The organism is Mycolicibacterium arabiense (assembly GCF_010731815.2).
GTDB classification, from domain to species: domain Bacteria; phylum Actinomycetota; class Actinomycetes; order Mycobacteriales; family Mycobacteriaceae; genus Mycobacterium; species Mycobacterium arabiense.
The window spans coordinates 4,079,624-4,097,511 of sequence record NZ_AP022593.1; the positions used below are offsets into that span (position 1 = coordinate 4,079,624).

Annotated in this window: 13 protein-coding genes; 5 read left to right on the forward strand and 8 right to left on the reverse strand. The window is 67.8% G+C overall.

Annotated elements, in window-relative coordinates; genetic code table 11:
• Nucleotides 1-48: 48 nt before the first annotated feature.
• Nucleotides 49-600, forward strand: coding sequence for a Dps family protein (locus G6N61_RS21265; RefSeq protein WP_163920672.1), 552 nt, complete (start codon nt 49-51; stop codon nt 598-600).
• Nucleotides 601-654: 54 nt separating this feature from the next.
• Here G6N61_RS21265 and G6N61_RS21270 read toward each other — a convergent pair whose 3' ends face one another.
• Complete coding sequence (locus G6N61_RS21270) at nt 655-2,040, reverse strand: chloride channel protein (protein ID WP_163920675.1); 1,386 nt, start codon at nt 2,038-2,040, stop codon at nt 655-657.
• Between the two features lie 9 nt (nt 2,041-2,049).
• Entirely contained in the window at nt 2,050-2,859 is an 810-nt protein-coding gene (locus G6N61_RS21275) for a PaaI family thioesterase (protein WP_163920678.1), read from the reverse strand.
• A gap of 493 nt (nt 2,860-3,352) precedes the next feature.
• Here G6N61_RS21275 and gltB point away from each other — a divergent pair, with 493 nt between their 5' ends.
• Together gltB and G6N61_RS21285 are read left to right on the forward strand one after the other, a co-directional pair.
• The gene (gene gltB / locus G6N61_RS21280; RefSeq protein WP_163920681.1) at nt 3,353-7,936 is read left to right on the forward strand and encodes a glutamate synthase large subunit; all 4,584 of its coding nucleotides are present in this window, start codon (nt 3,353-3,355) and stop codon (nt 7,934-7,936) included.
• A complete protein-coding gene (locus G6N61_RS21285) occupies nt 7,929-9,395 on the forward strand; it encodes a glutamate synthase subunit beta (protein ID WP_163920684.1) in 1,467 nt (488 codons plus the stop codon). Before gltB ends, G6N61_RS21285 begins: the two co-directional genes overlap by 8 nt.
• 503 nt (nt 9,396-9,898) lie before the next feature.
• Here the strand turns inward: G6N61_RS21285 and G6N61_RS21290 are convergent.
• From G6N61_RS21290 to melA, 5 genes are read right to left on the reverse strand one after another with little or no spacing between them, the layout of a single operon-like run.
• Nucleotides 9,899-11,029 carry an ABC transporter ATP-binding protein gene (locus G6N61_RS21290; RefSeq protein WP_163920687.1) on the reverse strand — a complete coding sequence of 377 codons (1,131 nt, stop codon included), beginning with the start codon at nt 11,027-11,029 and terminating at the stop codon, nt 9,899-9,901.
• 10 nt (nt 11,030-11,039) lie between these two features.
• Nucleotides 11,040-11,885 (reverse strand): carbohydrate ABC transporter permease, encoded by an 846-nt coding sequence (locus G6N61_RS21295; RefSeq protein ID WP_163920689.1) that lies wholly within the window; start codon nt 11,883-11,885, stop codon nt 11,040-11,042.
• Nucleotides 11,882-12,802 (reverse strand): carbohydrate ABC transporter permease, encoded by a 921-nt coding sequence (locus G6N61_RS21300; protein WP_163920692.1) that lies wholly within the window; start codon nt 12,800-12,802, stop codon nt 11,882-11,884. The genes G6N61_RS21295 and G6N61_RS21300 overlap by 4 nt, the downstream gene beginning before the upstream one ends.
• 4 nt (nt 12,803-12,806) lie before the next feature.
• Nucleotides 12,807-14,096 carry an ABC transporter substrate-binding protein gene (locus G6N61_RS21305; protein ID WP_235887236.1) on the reverse strand — a complete coding sequence of 430 codons (1,290 nt, stop codon included), beginning with the start codon at nt 14,094-14,096 and terminating at the stop codon, nt 12,807-12,809.
• 29 nt (nt 14,097-14,125) lie between these two features.
• Nucleotides 14,126-15,436 carry an alpha-glucosidase/alpha-galactosidase gene (gene melA / locus G6N61_RS21310; protein ID WP_163920695.1) on the reverse strand — a complete coding sequence of 437 codons (1,311 nt, stop codon included), beginning with the start codon at nt 15,434-15,436 and terminating at the stop codon, nt 14,126-14,128.
• A gap of 141 nt (nt 15,437-15,577) precedes the next feature.
• Here melA and G6N61_RS21315 point away from each other — a divergent pair, with 141 nt between their 5' ends.
• Entirely contained in the window at nt 15,578-16,363 is a 786-nt protein-coding gene (locus G6N61_RS21315; RefSeq protein WP_163920698.1) for a DeoR/GlpR family DNA-binding transcription regulator, read from the forward strand.
• Nucleotides 16,364-16,389: 26 nt separating this feature from the next.
• Here G6N61_RS21315 and G6N61_RS21320 read toward each other — a convergent pair whose 3' ends face one another.
• Entirely contained in the window at nt 16,390-17,244 is an 855-nt protein-coding gene (locus G6N61_RS21320) for an LLM class F420-dependent oxidoreductase (protein ID WP_163920701.1), read from the reverse strand.
• A gap of 80 nt (nt 17,245-17,324) precedes the next feature.
• Here G6N61_RS21320 and G6N61_RS21325 point away from each other — a divergent pair, with 80 nt between their 5' ends.
• Entirely contained in the window at nt 17,325-17,888 is a 564-nt protein-coding gene (locus tag G6N61_RS21325; protein WP_308215019.1) for a TIGR03086 family metal-binding protein, read from the forward strand.

The following is a 17,888-nucleotide window of genomic DNA, read 5'->3' on the forward strand; positions in this document are numbered from 1 at the left end:
GACGCAGGTGGGTAGGCCCTTGGAGACCCTGAGCCGAAGGAGCTACAGATGAGTGGATTCACCGTGCCCGGCATGACCGACGCGAACAGCCGTCAGGTCACCGAGATGCTGCAGCGGCTACTGAGCGCTTACAACGACCTGCACCTCACGCTCAAGCACGTGCACTGGAACGTCGTCGGCCCGAACTTCATCGGCGTCCACGAAATGATCGACCCGCAGGTCGACCTGGTGCGCGGATACGCCGACGAGGTAGCCGAGCGCATCGCCGCCCTCGGGGCATCGCCCAAGGGGACGCCCGGCGCGATCCTGTCCGACCGCACCTGGGACGACTACTCGGTCGGCCGCGACACCGTCCCGGCCCACCTCGGCGCGCTGAACCTCGTCTACAACGGGGTGATCGAGGATGCGCGAAAGTCGATGGAGCGCCTCGACGAACTCGATCCGGTATCGCAGGACATGGTGATCGCACAGCTCGGCGAACTGGAGAAGTTCCAGTGGTTCGTCCGCGCCCACCTCGAGAACTCCGGTGGTGAACTGACCACCGGGGGCGCGAAGACCGAGAAGCAGGCGGCGAGCAAGGCGAAGAAGAAGTCCAAGTAGTAGTTCACGCTGGGGCCCGTGTCGTCACGACACGGGCCCTTCGCGTGCGCGGGGTCAGCGGTCGGGCGGCACGAACTCCGTGCTGCGGTCGTAGCGCTGCGCCTCGTAGATGGATACGTCGGTCCGGCTGATCAGCATGTAGGCGATGCCGACGGTGATCATCGCTCCGGGCAGCACCGAGAACGACCCCGTCATCTCCGCGACCATGATCATCACCGCCAGCGGTGCGTGTGCGACGCTGCCGAAGCAGGCCATCATCGCGACGACCACGAAGACCCCTGGGCCGTCGGGGATTCCGGGCAAGCCGGACAGGTCGGCGAGGCGCCAGATCGCCGCGCCGACGAAGGCCCCGATCACGACGCCCGGCCCGAAGATGCCTCCCGACCCGCCCGTGCCGACGGTCAGCGACGTGGCGACGATCTTCGCAAACGGCAGCACGATCACGATCCACACCGGAATCAGCAGCAGCGTCTCGCGCGCCGACGCGGCCTGTGCCCAGCCGTAGCCGCTGGACAGGATCTGCGGTATCGCCAGCGCCATCAAACCCACCAGTAGTCCGCCGACCGCCGGCTTCACCACCTTGTTGCCCGGGAGTCGCCGCGTGAGCGCGACCGTCGCGTAGAACGTCCGCGCGTACAGGTAACCGACTGCGGCAGCGACGATTCCGATCACCGCGAACCACGGCAGATCGACGGGGTCGAAGCGGTAGTCGGGCACCACGAAGCCGAACAGTGGATCGAATCCGAGGATCGACCCGTACACCGCATAGGCGGTACCGGAGGTGATGAAGCCGGGAATCAGTGCGCGATAGTCGAAGTCGAAGCGGTAGACGATCGACGCGGCCAGCACCGCGCCGCCCAGCGGTGCCCCGAAGATCGCGCCGATGCCCGAGCCGATGCCGATCGACACGGCCACGCGACCGTCGGCGTCGGCGAGGTCGAGGCGGCGGGCGAGCAGCGAACCGAAGCCCGCCGAGATCTGCGCCGTGGGCCCCTCCCGTCCCGCCGAACCGCCAGAACCGATCGTCAGCGCGCTCGAGACCATCTTCACCAGCACCACGCGGGCGCGGATGGCCCGCGGGTCGCTGTGCACCGCCTCGATGGCGCTGTCGGTGCCGTGGCCCTCGGCCTCGGGGGCGAGCTTGGCGACGATCCACGCCGAGACCAACGCGCCGCCCATCGTGATCAGGGGGATCGCCCACCAACGCGGGAAGCCGGTGCTGCCGGCGTCACCGCCGTCACCGGCGGCGGTGGGCACGTCGTAGCCGCCCAGGTAACCGAGCAGGAACCGGCCGGTGTACTCCATCGCCAGGTAGAACACGACGGCCCCGAGGCCGGCGATCACTCCGATCGCGACGCCGAGGATGAGCCACTTGCGCAGATAGCCGGAGTTCCGGATGAAGGCGCCTACCCCACCGGTGGACTCGCGCGCCTGCGACATGGCCGGATGCTAGCAGCGGTAGGCGGTCAGCCGGGCGGTGATCGCCACCCTGCCGTCGGCGCCGATGGCCTGTGCATCGGCCACCCCGCTGCGTCGGCCGACACGCAAGGGTCTTGCCTCGTAACGAGATTCATCGCCAGCGAGGAACTGCCGGAGGAAGTTCACCCGCAGTGATGCGGTGGTCAGAGGGTCGTCGGTGCGTCCGGCGTTCACTGCGGCGGACGCGGCCATCTCCAGGCCCGCCGACGCCACGCCGCCGTGGACGACGCCCATGGAGTTCTCGAGCACGCGGTCATGAGACTGGGGCAACACCACCGTCGCCCCGTCGGTGCGGGCGGGGCCGACGCTCGCCTTGGCCGCCAGCCCCGTCCGTGGCTCCATCGACCCGGCGTCGAGGGGCGATTCGGCGAACGTGGCGGGGGACACGATGTAGAACGACCGCACCGTGCCCGAGGCGATCACCACGTCGCCGATCCGGAACGCGCATTCGGCGAGCGCCGTCGCCGTCTTGGCGCCGAGTGGCACTGACGTCCCGAGTACTAGTGCGTCCTCTGCGGCGGCGACCACCGCCGTCGCGTCGGGGCTGGCCTCCAGCGCCAACTCGCTCGACACCGTCCACTCGTCGGTGGCCTGACGGCGGAAGTTGACCACGCCGCCGATGTGGTCGAGCAGCATGGCCAGCGAGGCGAGACTGGGCAGGCCCGTGATCGGGTTGACCATGTCGCGGATCGGCATCGTCGCGCGGCAGCCGGCGGGCCCCTCCTCGAGCGTGTCGATGTCGAAGCGGCCGATCGGGGTGTTGAGAGCGTGTGGGGACATTGCCTACGAGCTTGCGGCCCGGGTTTGCGGGGGCATACCCCCAGGGGGTAGCAAATCCTAAGAATCCGACCAGGCTTTCCGGCAAACGACGAAATCCGCATTCCAGCACGTACTGGGCGGCTCGTACCGGCACCGCAAACCCGAGCGGCCAGCGGTGCAGTGACGTGCGTCGCACCCCTCGCAGGTCCAGGTGGGGCCGACGGTGCCAAACCGCAAGGCGCTCAAGGCTTCTGCCTTCGGAGAACCGGTGCGCGGTCCGATGGGAAAAGGCCAGTTCACGACCCTGGTTAGGGGATACTAAGTTGGCATGTCAGGCGGTGTTTGTCATATCGTTTCACCACTCGAGGCGGATGGGACGAAAGCCCGTCGTTCAGTGCTGCACGAAGGCACCCCCATCGCCCAGTAGGCAGTCGCCCGCCGACGAGCACGGTTGTTGGCTGCCACACAGACTTGCTGCGCGCAAGCGTGAGAGAAAAGGTCAGGTGGGACGCCAATGGGTCCAGCACCCAACGGGCTTTACAACCCGGCATACGAGCACGACTCGTGTGGTGTCGCAATGGTCGCCGACATGCATGGTCGCCGCAGCCGCGACATCGTGGACAAGGCCATCACCGCACTGGTGAACCTGGAACACCGCGGTGCCCAGGGCGCCGAGCCCAACACCGGTGACGGTGCGGGCATCCTGATCCAGGTCCCCGACGAGTTCTTCCGGGCCGTCGTCGACTTCGACCTGCCCGAACCCGGTAGCTACGCCAGCGGCATCGCGTTCCTCCCGCAGTCCTCGCGCGACGCCGCCGCGGCGTGCGAGTCCGTCGAGAAGATCGCCGAGGCCGAAGGCCTCCGGGTCCTCGGCTGGCGCGACGTGCCCACCGACGAGTCCTCGCTGGGCGCACTGGCCCGCGACGCGATGCCGACCTTCCGCCAGGTGTTCATCGCCGGAGCGTCGCGCATGGACCTCGAGCGGCTCTGCTACGTCGTCCGCAAGCGCGCCGAGCACGAACTCGGCACCAAGGGACCCGGCCAGGACGGCCCCGGCCGCGAGACCGTCTACTTCCCGAGCCTGTCCGGCCAGACGTTCGTCTACAAGGGCATGCTGACCACCCCGCAGCTCAAGGCGTTCTACCTCGACCTGCAGGACCCGCGGATGACGAGCGCGCTCGGCATCGTGCACTCGCGCTTCTCGACCAACACGTTCCCGTCCTGGCCGCTGGCGCACCCGTTCCGCCGTGTCGCCCACAACGGCGAGATCAACACCGTCACCGGCAACGAGAACTGGATGCGCGCCCGCGAGGCGCTCATCAAGACCGACGTCTTTGGCTCCGAGGGCGCGCTCGACAAGATCGTCCCGGTCTGCACGCCCGGCGCGTCGGACACCGCGCGGTTCGACGAGGTGCTCGAGCTGCTGCACCTCGGCGGCCGCAGCCTGCCGCACGCGGTGCTGATGATGATCCCGGAGGCCTGGGAGCGGCACGAGTCGATGGACCCCGCCCGGCGGGCGTTCTACGCGTACCACTCGTCGCTGATGGAGCCGTGGGACGGGCCGGCGTCGGTGTGCTTCACCGACGGCACCGTCATCGGCGCCGTCCTCGACCGCAACGGCCTGCGTCCCTCGCGCATCTGGGTCACCAAGGACGGCCTCGTCGTCCTGGCGTCCGAAGCCGGTGTCCTCGACATCGACCCGGCCGACGTCGTGCAGAAGATGCGGCTGCAGCCCGGCCGCATGTTCCTGGTCGACACCGCCCAGGGCCGCATCGTCTCCGACGAGGAGATCAAGGCCGAGCTGGCCGCCCAGGAGCCCTACCAGGAGTGGCTCGACGCGGGCCAGTTCCACCTCGACGACCTGCCGCCCGGCGACTACGTCCGGATGCCCCACCACCGCGTGGTGCTGCGACAGCAGGTCTTCGGGTTCACCTACGAGGAACTGAACCTGCTGGTCGCCCCCATGGCGCGCACCGGAGCCGAGGCGCTCGGCTCGATGGGCACCGACACCCCCGTCGCCGTGCTGTCGGCGCGCTCCCGGATGCTCTACGACTACTTCCAGCAGCTGTTCGCCCAAGTCACCAACCCGCCGCTGGACGCCATCCGCGAAGAGGTCGTCACCAGCCTCTCGGGCACGGTCGGCCCCGAGGGCGACCTGCTGAACCCGACCGCGGAGTCGTGCCGCCAGATCGTGCTGCCGCAGCCGATCCTGCGCAACGCCGAACTGTCGAAGCTCATCTGCGTCGACCCCGACCACGAGATCCGCGGCCACAAGCACGGCATGCGGGCCGCCGTCATCCGCTGTCTGTACCCGGTCGCCCGCGGCGGGCAGGGGCTCAAGGAGGCGCTGGCCGACGTCCGCGCCAAGACCTCGGCCGCCATCCGCGAAGGCGCACGCCTGATCGTGCTGTCCGACCGCGAGTCGAACGAGCAGATGGCACCCATCCCGTCGCTGCTCAGCGTCGCCGCCGTGCACCATCATTTGGTCCGGGAGCGCACCCGCACCCAGGTCGGCCTCGTCGTCGAAGCCGGTGACGCCCGCGAGGTGCACCACATGGCCGCCCTCGTCGGGTTCGGCGCCGCCGCGATCAACCCGTACATGGCGTTCGAGTCGATCGAGGACATGGTCGACCGCGGCGTCATCACGGGCATCTCGAGTGACAAGGCCAAGGCCAACTACTCGAAGGCCGCGGGCAAGGGCGTGCTGAAGGTGATGTCCAAGATGGGCATCTCCACGCTGGCGTCCTACACCGGTGCGCAGCTGTTCCAGGCCATCGGCATCGACCAGCAGGTGCTCGACGAGTACTTCACCGGGCTGCACTGCCCCGTCGGCGGCATCGACCTCGAGGACATCGCCTCCGACGTCGCCGCCCGGCACGCGCTGGCCTACCTCGACCGCCCCGACGAGCGCGCACACCGCGAACTCGAGGTCGGCGGCGAGTACCAGTGGCGACGCGAGGGCGAGTACCACCTGTTCAACCCCGACACGGTGTTCAAGCTGCAGCACTCGACGCGCACCGGGCAGTACTCGGTGTTCAAGGAGTACACCCAGCTCATCGACGACCAGAGCCAGCGGATCGCGTCGCTGCGCGGTCTGCTGAAGTTCCGCGAAGGCGTGCGGGAGCCGATCTCGATCGACGAGGTCGAGCCAGCCAGCGAAATCGTCAAGCGCTTCTCGACCGGTGCGATGAGCTACGGCTCCATCTCGGCCGAGGCGCACGAGACGCTCGCCATCGCCATGAACCGCCTCGGTGCGCGGTCCAACTCGGGCGAGGGCGGCGAGAACGTCAACCGCTTCGAGTACGACGAGAACGGCGACTGGCGACGCAGTGCCATCAAGCAGGTGGCCTCGGGCCGCTTCGGCGTCACCAGCCACTACCTGACCAACTGCACCGACATCCAGATCAAGATGGCCCAGGGTGCGAAACCCGGTGAGGGCGGCCAACTCCCGGGCCACAAGGTGTACCCCTGGGTGGCCGAGGTGCGGCACTCCACGCCGGGCGTCGGGCTCATCTCCCCGCCGCCGCACCACGACATCTACTCGATCGAGGATCTGGCGCAGCTGATCCACGACCTCAAGAACGCCAACCCGTCGGCCCGCGTGCACGTGAAGCTGGTGAGCGAGAACGGCGTCGGCACCGTGGCAGCAGGCGTCTCCAAGGCGCACGCCGACGTGGTGCTGATCTCCGGCCACGACGGCGGCACCGGCGCGACGCCGCTGACGTCGATGAAGCACGCGGGTGCGCCGTGGGAACTCGGCCTCGCCGAGACCCAGCAGACGTTGCTGCTCAACGGACTTCGCGACCGCATCGTCGTGCAGGTCGACGGGCAGCTCAAGACCGGCCGCGACGTGGTGGTCGCCGCGCTGCTCGGCGCGGAGGAGTTCGGCTTCGCCACCGCACCGCTGGTGGTGTCGGGCTGCATCATGATGCGTGTCTGCCACCTCGACACCTGCCCCGTCGGCGTCGCCACCCAGAACCCGGTGCTGCGCGAGCGGTTCAACGGCAAGCCCGAGTTCGTCGAGAACTTCTTCCTCTTCATCGCCGAGGAAGTCCGGGAACTGATGGCGCAGTTGGGCTTCCGCACCATCAACGAGATGGTCGGTCAGGTCGGCGCACTGGACACCACCAGGGCCGCCGAGCACTGGAAGGCCCACAAGCTCGACCTGGCGCCCGTCCTGCACGAGCCCGAGTCGGCGTTCATGAACCAGGACCTGTACTGCAGTTCGCGCCAAGACCACGGTCTGGACAAGGCGCTCGACCAGCAGCTGATCGTGCAGAGCCGCGAGGCCATCGACCAGGGAACGCCGGTGCGGTTCACGACGTCGATCGCCAACGTGAACCGGACGGTCGGCACCATGCTCGGCCACGAGGTCACCAAGGCACATGGCGGGCAAGGCCTTGCGGACGGCACCATCGACATCACCTTCAACGGGTCGGCCGGCAACAGCTTCGGTGCGTTCGTTCCGCGCGGCATCACGCTGCGGGTGTACGGCGACGCCAACGACTACGTCGGCAAGGGCCTGTCCGGTGGACGGATCGTGGTCCGGCCGTCCGAGGGTGCCCCGGCCGACTACGTAGCCGAGGACAACATCATCGCGGGCAACGTGATCCTGTTCGGCGCCACCAGCGGGCAGGCGTTCCTGCGCGGTCAGGTGGGCGAGCGGTTCGCCGTGCGCAACTCGGGCGCCCACGCGGTGGTCGAGGGCGTTGGAGACCACGGCTGCGAGTACATGACCGGCGGCAAGGTCGCGATCCTCGGGCCCACCGGGCGCAACTTCGCGGCGGGCATGTCCGGCGGCATCGCCTACGTCTACGACGCGCACGACGCGCTGAAGGACAACCTGAACCCCGAGATGGTGGAACTCGAACCCTTGGACGACGAGGACTTCGAATGGCTGCGCGCCATGCTGGTCGCGCACGTCGACACCACCGATTCCGCCGTCGGCCGGCGCATCCTGGCCGACTGGGACGAGGAGACCAAGCACATCGTGAAGGTCATGCCGCGCGACTACAAGAGGGTGCTCATCGCGATCGAAGAGGCCAAGGCCAAGGGCGAGGACGTCGGCACGGCGATCATGGCGGCCGCAAATGGCTGACCCACGCGGCTTCCTCAAGCACACCCACCGCGAGACCCCGCAGCGCCGGCCGGTCGACCTGCGGCTGCGCGACTGGAAAGAAGTCTACGAGGACTTCTCCCATGAGACGCTGCAGAACCAGGCTGCTCGCTGCATGGACTGCGGTATCCCGTTCTGCCACAACGGCTGTCCGCTCGGAAACCTGATCCCGGAGTGGAACGACCTGGTGTTCCGGGACCGGTGGCGTGACTCCATCGAGCGGCTGCACGCCACGAACAACTTCCCTGAGTTCACCGGGCGGCTGTGTCCGGCGCCGTGCGAGGCGTCCTGCGTCCTCGGCATCAACCAGGACCCGGTGACGATCAAGCAGGTCGAGGTCGAGATCATCGACAACGCCTTCAACGAGGGCTGGGTCGTCCCGCTACCCCCGGATCGCCTGACCGGCAAGAAGGTTGCCGTCGTCGGGTCGGGTCCCGCGGGTCTGGCCGCCGCCCAGCAGCTGACCAGGGCCGGGCACGACGTGACGGTGTTCGAGCGCGCCGACCGCATCGGCGGGCTGCTGCGCTACGGCATCCCCGAGTTCAAGATGGAGAAGCGCCACATCGACCGTCGGCTGGAGCAGATGGCCGCCGAGGGCACCAAGTTCCAGACCGGCGTGAACGTCGGCGTCGACCTGACCGTCGAGCAGATGCGCTCCGAGTTCGACGCAGTGGTCCTGGCCGGTGGCGCCACCGATGCGCGCGACCTGCCGATCCCCGGCCGCGAACTCGACGGCATCCACCAGGCCATGGAGTTCCTGCCGTGGGCCAACCGCGTGCAGCTCGGTGACTCCGTCGTCGACGAGGACGGCCAGCCGCCGATCACCGCCAAGGGCAAGCGCGTCGTCATCATTGGTGGTGGCGACACCGGCGCGGACTGCCTCGGCACGTCGCACCGGCAGGGTGCGGTCAGCGTGCACCAGTTCGAGATCATGCCGCGTCCGCCGGAGACCCGCGCCGACACCACCCCGTGGCCGACCTACCCGCTGATGTACCGGGTGTCCTCGGCGCACGAAGAGGGCGGCGAACGCGTCTTCTCCGTCAACACCGAGGAGTTCATCGGCAAGGACGGCCACGTCGCCGCGCTGAAGGTCAACGAGGTCGAGATGAAGGCGGGCAAGTTCGAGAAGGTCGAAGGCAGCGACTTCGAACTCGAGGCCGACCTGGTGCTGCTCGCCATGGGCTTCGTGGGCCCGGAGAAGACCGGCCTGATCAACAACCTGCGCGTCGAGCTGACCGACCGTGGCAACGTCAAGCGTGACGACGACTTCCAGACCTCGGTCCCCGGGGTGTTCGTCGCGGGTGACATGGGCCGTGGCCAGTCGCTGATCGTGTGGGCGATCGCCGAGGGCCGTGCCGCGGCCGCCGGCGTCGACAAGTACCTGATGGGTCAGTCGGCGCTGCCTGCGCCGATCCGGCCGACCGCCGCGCCGCAGCGCTGATTCCTCGCGAGGTCTACACCACTGTCGTTCTCGCATGGGTGATCGCGACGCTGGGGTAGATCTCGCGAGGTCTACACCACCGTCGTTCCCGCGTGGGTGGTCGCGACGCTGGAGTAGATCTCGCGAGGGTGACGCCGCCTGACGTGAGTCACATCCGTAACACCAGCCACTCCAAAAACATCAGCCTTTTATTCGGCGTGCCGTTTGGTGTTAGCCACGTCACAGGTGTCTAATAGTCCTGCGGGGGTCGCGAGACTGTGGCCCTACGGTGCAGCCATACGACCCAGGAGTCAACACCGTGCACATGAACCCGCTTTCACAATCGCGGATGAGGCGTATCGCCTGGTCATACCTCCGCCACCCCGTGAAGAGCCGCGAATTCCCGGCCAAGCACGAACGCCTCATCACCCCGGCCGAGATGTATCGATACGGCTTCTGAGCCCCGACCGGCGTCGTGTGTGCGACCGCCAGTTGTTTGCTTAGCCGACTTATCTACCTCGCCGTCAGTTAACGCGAGGTCCGCCGTACGCAACCCGTTCGCGTCGCAGCCGTGCCTTGCCGGTCTCCACGTCGAAGAAGTGCGTCCGCTCCGGCGGTAGTTCGAGACCGATGCGGGTGCCGGCGTCCAGGTCGGTGCCTGCCGGCGCCTGCACGATCACCCGCGTCGGACCGGTGTCTGGATCGTCGACCGGGTCGACCAGCGCGGTCACCAGGACGTGGCTGCCGAGCGGCTCCACGAAGTCCACGCGCGCGGGCACCATGCCGTCGCCGTGGGTGGTGTGCAGCACGAGGTGCTCGGGCCGCGCGCCGACGATGACGGGACCCTCGGGTTCGGACACCGCCGTCACCCGTGCGCCGCCGACGTGCAACAGTCCACCGCTGACGCCTGCCGGGATCAGGTTCATCGGCGGACTGCCCATGAACGCGGCGACGAACGTGTTGGCAGGGCGGTTGTAGATCTCGTCGGTCGAGCCGATCTGCTGGACCTCGCCTGCCGACATCACGCACAGCCTGTCGCCAAGAGTCATCGCCTCGACCTGGTCGTGGGTCACGTAGATCGAGGTGACGGGCAGCTCGCGGTGCAGCCGCTTCAGGTCGCCGCGGACCTGGTTGCGTAGCTTCGCGTCGAGGTTCGACAGCGGCTCGTCGAGCAGGAACGCCTGCGGTTGGCGTACCAGCGCGCGGCCCATCGCCACACGCTGGCGCTGCCCGCCGGAGAGTTGGCCGGGCTTGCGGTCCAGCAGCTCGCCGATCTGCAGCAGGTCGGCGGTCTCCCGCACCCGCCGGGCGATCTCGGCGCGCGGAGTCCTGCGCTGCCGCAACCCGTATGCCAGGTTTCGGTAGACGGTCATGTGCGGGTACAGCGCGTAGTTCTGGAACACCATCGCGATGTCGCGCGCGCCGGGGCTCAGCCCGTTGACCACCTCCCCGCCGATCCTGATCTCGCCCGACGTCGGCTTGTCCAGCCCGGCGAGCAGACGCAGCGCGGTGCTCTTGCCGCAGCCCGACGGCCCCACCAGGATCAGGAACTCGCCGTCGGCGACCGTCAGGTTCAGACCCTTGAGGGCCACCATGGTGCCGGAGCGCCCACCCGGGTACTCCCGCGTCACGTCGCGGAATTCGACCTCTGCCAACGTCTCCCTCTCAACCCTTGATTCCGGTACTGGCGACCGACTGCACGAAGTACCGCTGCGCCCCGATGAACACCAGCAGCATCGGCAACAGGCTCATGACGTTGGCCGCCATCAGCAGCGGCCAGTTCACGCGGTGGGCGCCCTGGAAGTAGCTCAGTCCCAACGGGATCGTCATCTGGTCCTGGGAGGTGATCACGATCAGCGGCCACAGGAAGTCGTTCCACGACGTCAGCACCGTCAGCGCGGCGAGCGTCGAGAGCGCGGGCAGCGACAGCGGCAGCACCATCTTGAACAGCACGCCGAGCCGCGAGGTGCCGTCGACGCGCGCCGCCTCCTCGAGTTCGACCGGGACGGTCATGAAGAACTGGCGCAGGAAGAAGATCCCGAACGCCGTCGCGAGATTCGGCAGCATCAGAGCGCCGATGTGGTCGATGCCGAGCACCTCGGACACGTTGTCGCCGAACCACTTCACGATCAGGAACACCGGGATCATCGTGACCTGGAACGGCACCATCAGCGTCGCCATCAACGTGACGAACAGCGCTCCTCGGCCGAGGAACCGGATGCGGGCGAACGCGTACCCGGCGAGACTGCACACGATCAGGTTGCTGGCCAGCACGACCAGGGTCACCAGCGCGCTGTTGAGGAAGAAGTGCCCGAAGGGCGCGGAAGCCCAAGCCTCCGAATAGTTCTCGAACCGCGGGGTGTCGGGCAGCAGCACCGGAGGGAAGCGGTTGGCTTCGCCCTCGGTCTCGAGCGAGGTGATCAGCATCCACAGCAGCGGCACGATCAGCAGGAACGACAAGGGGATCAGCACCAGGTGCCATGGGCTGAACGGCAGTCGTAGCCGCGTCACGAGTAGTGCACGTATCGCCGGGCGATGCGGAACTGCACCGCGGTGATCACGAGGATGACGACGAACAGCGCGTACGCCATCGCCGCGGCGTAGCCGGCGTCGAAGTGCACGAAGGCGCGGTCCCACAGGTAGTAGACGATGACGGTGGTCGCGCGCAGCGGTCCGCCGCGCGTGGTGGCGTACACCTCGTCGAACAGCTGCAGCGCATTGATGGTCAGCCAGACGACGAGGAACAGGTTCGCCGGGCCGAGCAGGGGCACGGTGATGGTGCGGAACCGGGTGAACGCGCTGGCTCCGTCGATCGCCGCGGCCTCGTTCAATTCAGCGGGAACACCCTGTAGCGCAGCGAGATACACGATCACCGAGAACCCCGTCCAACCCCAGATCGTCATCGCGACGATTACGAACAGGGCCTGCGACGGCGACGCCAGGAACCCCTGCGAGGGCACCCCGACCGCGTTCAGCGCGGCGTTGACCAGACCGTAGTCCCGGTCGGTCAGCCACATGAAGATGATGCCCTGGGAGATCGTCGACACCGCCATCGTGATGTAGGCCGCGGTGCGGTAGACCGAGATGAAGCGCACCGACCGGTTCATCGCCGCGGCCACGAACAGCCCGACGATCATGGTGCCCGGGACGAACAGGGCGGTGTAGACGATCGTGTGCCGGATCGATTCGACGAACACCGGATCGTCGGCCAGCTTCCGGTAGTTCTCCAGACCCACCCATGGCGTCTCCGGCGTCAACAGGTCGGACTGCTGGAACGACAGCTGCAGCGACATCAGCACCGGCAGTAGGCCGAAGATGCCGATCAGCACGACGGCGGGGCTGATCAGGGCCCAGCCGTTGACGGTCTCCGAGCGGCCGACGCGCCGGAGGAAGGACTGCGGTCGCCGTACGGAGACCTCCCGGGGCATGGGCCTACTTCCCGGCCAGTGCGGCGTCGGCCGCCTTGGCTGCGGCGTTCAGCGCGTCCGCGGGCTGCTCCTTGCCGAGCAGCACCGCCACGATCGACTGTCCGAGCGCCTCGGAGACGTCGGGGTACTGCTGCACCGTCGGCCGCACCTTTTGAACGTTGGACAGGTTCTGGACGAACACGCCGGTACCGGGGACGTTCTGATCGAGCGACGCGAGCACGCTGGGGTCCTGGCCCACCGAGGTGCGGATGGGGAGGTCGCCGGTGCCCAGTGAGAACGTCTTGACCTGCTCCGGTGCGGAGATCCACTTCACGAAGTCGATGGCGGCCTGCTTCTTGCGGTCGCCGTTGTCGAACGTCACCCAGTTGTCCGGGCCCGCAATCGTTTGATGGCCGCCGCTGGACCCGGCGAACGTGGGCATGACCTGCACGCCGTAGTCGATGTCGGACAGTTGGCTGAGATCCCACGGGCCCGTCACCAGCATCCCGACCTTGCCGCTGTTCATCAGCTTAGGGCCGTTCTCGTTGGTGGTGTCGAGGTAGAGCGACTTGTCCGTGACGGCCATCTGCTGCAGCACCGTCAGCGCCTTCACGCCCGCCTCGGAGTTGAACACCGCGCGCTGGTTGTCGGGGGACAGGATGTCGCCACCGGCCTCCCACAGCATCGGCACGTAGTGCCACACGGTGTCCTCGCTGCCGTCGGCGGGAATGAGCCAGCCGTACTGTCCCTTCGCCGGGTCGGTCAGCTTGGCGGCGGCCGCCTGGAAGTCGTCCCAGGTCCACTCCGGGCTAGGCGGTGCGATGCCTGCGTCGGCGAACAGCTTCTTGTTGTAGACGATCGCCAGGTTGTCCACCAGCGCCGGCACGCCGACCACCTCGTCACCCACGGTCGCAGCCTCGCGCTCGGCGGGATAGAAGTCGTCCCACTGCCATTCGGGCTTTGACACCTCCTCTGCCATGTCGACGACCTGCGGGATCTGCGCGATGTTGGGTGACCACGAGCCGAACATGTAGGCGACGTCCGGGGCGCTGCCGCCGCGCACCGCGGTCAGCACCTTTTGCAGCACGAGGTCGTTGCTGGAGTACAGCTCGGCGACCTTCACATCGGGGTGGTCCTGGTTGTAGCGGGCGACGAGTTCCTTGAACACGTCGCCCTCGGTGTCCTGGTAGCCGTGCCACACGGCGATCTCTACCGGTCCCGACGACGAGGATCCGCCGCCACAGGCGGCCAGGACGAACGCGAGAACCGCGACCAGCGCGATGCGGAGACGTTGGTGGAACACCGAGCGAATCACGTTGTGCACTCCTCTTGTTCGACTGGACTTCACGGCGCCATCTTCGTGCGCAGCGATTCGGGTAGCAGGTCGTCGTGCGCGACGGTCAGTTCGTCGCACAGCTGCCAGATCTGGTCGACGGTCAACGTGGCCGCCGTGTTGGGATCCACCATGGCCGCTGCCCGCACCAGCCGCGGGTCACCGTCCACCGCGGCGCGCACGGCGCAGTCCACCGGGCCGAGGAAGCCACGGTTGAGGGCGGCGCACTGCGGAGGCAGGTCGCCGACCTTCATCGGGTGTGCGCCGAGTGCGTCGAGCATCGTCGGCACCTCCACGGCAACGCCGGAGGGCAGGTTGGTGATCAACCCGTCGTTAACGACGTTCGCCGAGATCACCCGCACCGCACCGGTTTCCAGTGAGTGGATGACCTGCGGGGCATACTCCGTGGACTCGGTGTCGATCGCAAGCGACGTCGAGCTGGCGAGTTCAGCTCGCACGCGGTCGTATTCGGCGAGGTTCGCCTCGCTGATCGACACGTACTCACCGACGTTGATCCGCAACCGCTCCACTTCGTCGGGATGCCGCAGATACCACGGCACGTACTCGCTGGAGTGCTCGCTGGTCTCGGTGGGGTAGTAGCCCAGTCGGCGGTACATGTCGACGCGCACCCGCCGCCGCAGTTCGGGGTCGGCGGCGATGCGCTCGTCCAGCACGGGGTACAGGTTCCGGCCTGCGTGCTCCCACTTCAGCACCCACGCTTGATGATTCACGCCTGCGGACCACCACGACACCTCGTCGAGGGGTACGTCGACGATCTCGCACAGGCCGGCCATGGTCCAGTACACCGAGTGGCACAGCCCGAGCACCTTGAGGTCTGGCGCCACGTGGTGCAGGTAGGTGACGTTCATCGCCATGGGGTTCGTGTAGTTGAGCAGCCAGGCGTCGGGGCAGATTTCCGTCATGTCGCGGGCGATGCCTGCGAGCACCGGGAACGTCCGCAGACCGCGGAAGATGCCGCCGACGCCGATGGTGTCGCCGATGGTCTGGTGCAGCCCGAACCCGGCGGGCACGTCGAAGTCACGCACCGTCGCCTCGTGCATCCCGACCTGGATCACGTTGATGACGTAGTCGGCGCCGTCGAGGGCGCGGCGGCGGTCCAGCGAGGTGACGATCTCGGGCCGGGCGCCGGTGGCTGCGGCGGTGGCGTGCGCGATGGCCTCGGCCGTCTCGAGCCGCTCGGTGTCGATGTCGTGCAGGACGATTCGCACCGACGCCAGTTCGGGGAACGAGAAGACGTCGCCGAGTAGTTCGCGGGTGAACTCCACGCTGCCCGCCCCGATGATGACGATGGTGGGTGTCACGCTGTCTCCCGATTCCCGCTGACGTACTCCGAAGGCGTCAACATTCATCGATCATGAGAAGCTCGCTCAAAGCGCGCAATGCAACGGGCGAAACGATCAGTAAAACTGAGCGTCTCAACCCTGGCCCAAGGAGTGTCGGCGATGTCGATCAAGCGGACCGATCGCATGCGCGAGGTGCTCTCGCTGCTCCGCGACCGTGGGGACGTCTCGGTGTCGGTGCTGTGCGAGGAGCTACGCGTCTCGCCGGCCACCCTGCGCCGGGACCTCGGCGAACTCGAGGAGCAGGGTCTGCTGCTGCGCACCCACGGCGGCGCCCGGGCGCTCGATCCCAGCGGCAGCGAGATCCCGGTCCGGCTGCGCGACCACAGGATGATCGCGATCAAACGCCGGATCGCCCAGCACGCGGCCGCGCTGGTGCCCGCCGGCCCACAGGCGGTGGCGCTTACCGGGGGCGTGACCACCGGCGAGGCGGCGCGGGCGCTCAAGGGCAGGCCCAACATGACGATCGTGACCAACTCGCTGACCATCGCCGCCGACTGCGCGGTCGACGCGCACATGAAGGTGATCATCACCGGGGGGCTGGTGCGCGCGAATTCCCTTGAGGCCGTTGGCCCGATGTCAGAGCATGCGTTTCAGGTCATCACCGTCGGCACCGCGATCCTCGGTGCCGACGGCATGTCCGCAGAGGTCGGCGCCACCACCTTCGACGAGGCCGAGGCGCGCACCGCGATCGCGATGGCGACCAACGCCCAGCGCGTCGTCGTCGCGGTCGACGGGTCGAAGATCGGCAAGGTCACGCTGGCGCGGATGACGGCGCTGAGTCAGCTCGACCACCTGGTGACCGACTCGACCGCCGACCCGCGGCAACTCGAGCGGATCGCCGACAACGGCGTCCGCGTCCACGTCGTCGATGTAGGAGACGCGTGACCCAGTCGACGTAGGAGACGCGTGACCTACGGCGTGCCGAGCAGACCGCTGTCCCGGATCGCCTCGGCCAGCGGTTCCAGCACGGCCGGGTCGTACGGCGGCGGCAGGTAGATGATCGCGAGGTCGAGACCTTCTGCGCCGAGCGCGACGCAGTCCTCGATCAGCTTCTGGTAGTCGCGGTCCTCGCCGAGGCGCACGTGCGCCGACAGCGTGATCTCCTTGGGGTCCCGGCCGATGTCCTTGCACCGCGCCGCCAATACGTCCCGCTTGCGGGCGAACTCGTCGGGCGGCCCGCCGACGAAGTTCCAGTGGTCGGCGTACTTCGCCGTGAGCGGAAGGGTGCGCTTCTCGCCGCTGCCGCCGATGCAGATGGGCGGGTGCGGCTGCTGCGGGCCCTTCGGCTCGTTGCGGGCGTCCTTGAGCTGGTAGTACTTGCCGTCGAACGTCGTGGTCTCCTGCGTGAGCAGGCCGGTGAGGACCGCACACGCCTCCTCGAACCGGTCGAAGCGCTCCTTGATCGAGCCGAGTTCGATGCCGTAGGCGCCGGACTCCTCTTCGTTCCAGCCAGCGCCGATGCCGAGTTCGAGGCGTCCGTTGGACACGATGTCCAGTGCCGAGGCCATGTTGGCGAGCACCGCGGGGTGGCGGTAGTGGATGCCGGTGACGAGCACGCCGACACGCAGCCGCTTGGTGGCTTGGGCCAGCGCCGTCAGCGTGATCCAACCCTCCAGGCACGGGCCGGTCGAGTCGGAGAAGATCGGGTAGAAGTGGTCGAACGTCCAGCCGGACTCGAAGACGTCGATGTCGTCGGCCGTCTGCCAGATCGGGAGCATCTCGGCCCAGGTGGTGTTCTGCGGTGAGGTCTTGAACGCGAATCGCACGGATTCGACGTTAGTCCTCGAAACTGGGAACCGTCCCGATGAGTTTGGTGCTCGACTCGGGTCCACACACCATGATCGACATGACGACGGCATGCAGGCGGACCGCGGCGCTGCTCGGCCCGATCCGCGACGACCAGCTGGACGCGGCGACCCCGTGCGAACGGTTCCCATTGGCCGACGTGGTGGCCCACGTGGGCTTGCTCGGGCTCGCGTTCGCCGCGGCGGCCCGCAAGGACCTCGGTGACCTCACCGACACGCCACCCGAGGGCGACTTCGTGCTCGACGACGACTGGCGCGACCGATACCCGGCGAATCTCCTCGAGCTGGCGGCCGCCTGGCGGGAGCCCGCTGCATGGGAGGGGATGACCCGCATCGCGGGCATGGACATGCCAGGCGAGACTGTCGCGATGATCGCGCTCGGCGAGGTGACGATCCACGGCTGGGACATCGCGGTTGCGACCGGCCAGGACTACGCGGTGGACGACGACGAGGCCCGGGCGGTGCTCGAGTACGTCGAGTCCTTCGCGGCCGACGGCCCCGTCGACGGTCTGTTCGGGCCCGCCGTACCCGTTGCCGCCGACGCCTCGACGTTCGACCGGGCGCTGGCCGCCAGTGGGCGCGATCCCCGCATGCGCGCAAACTAG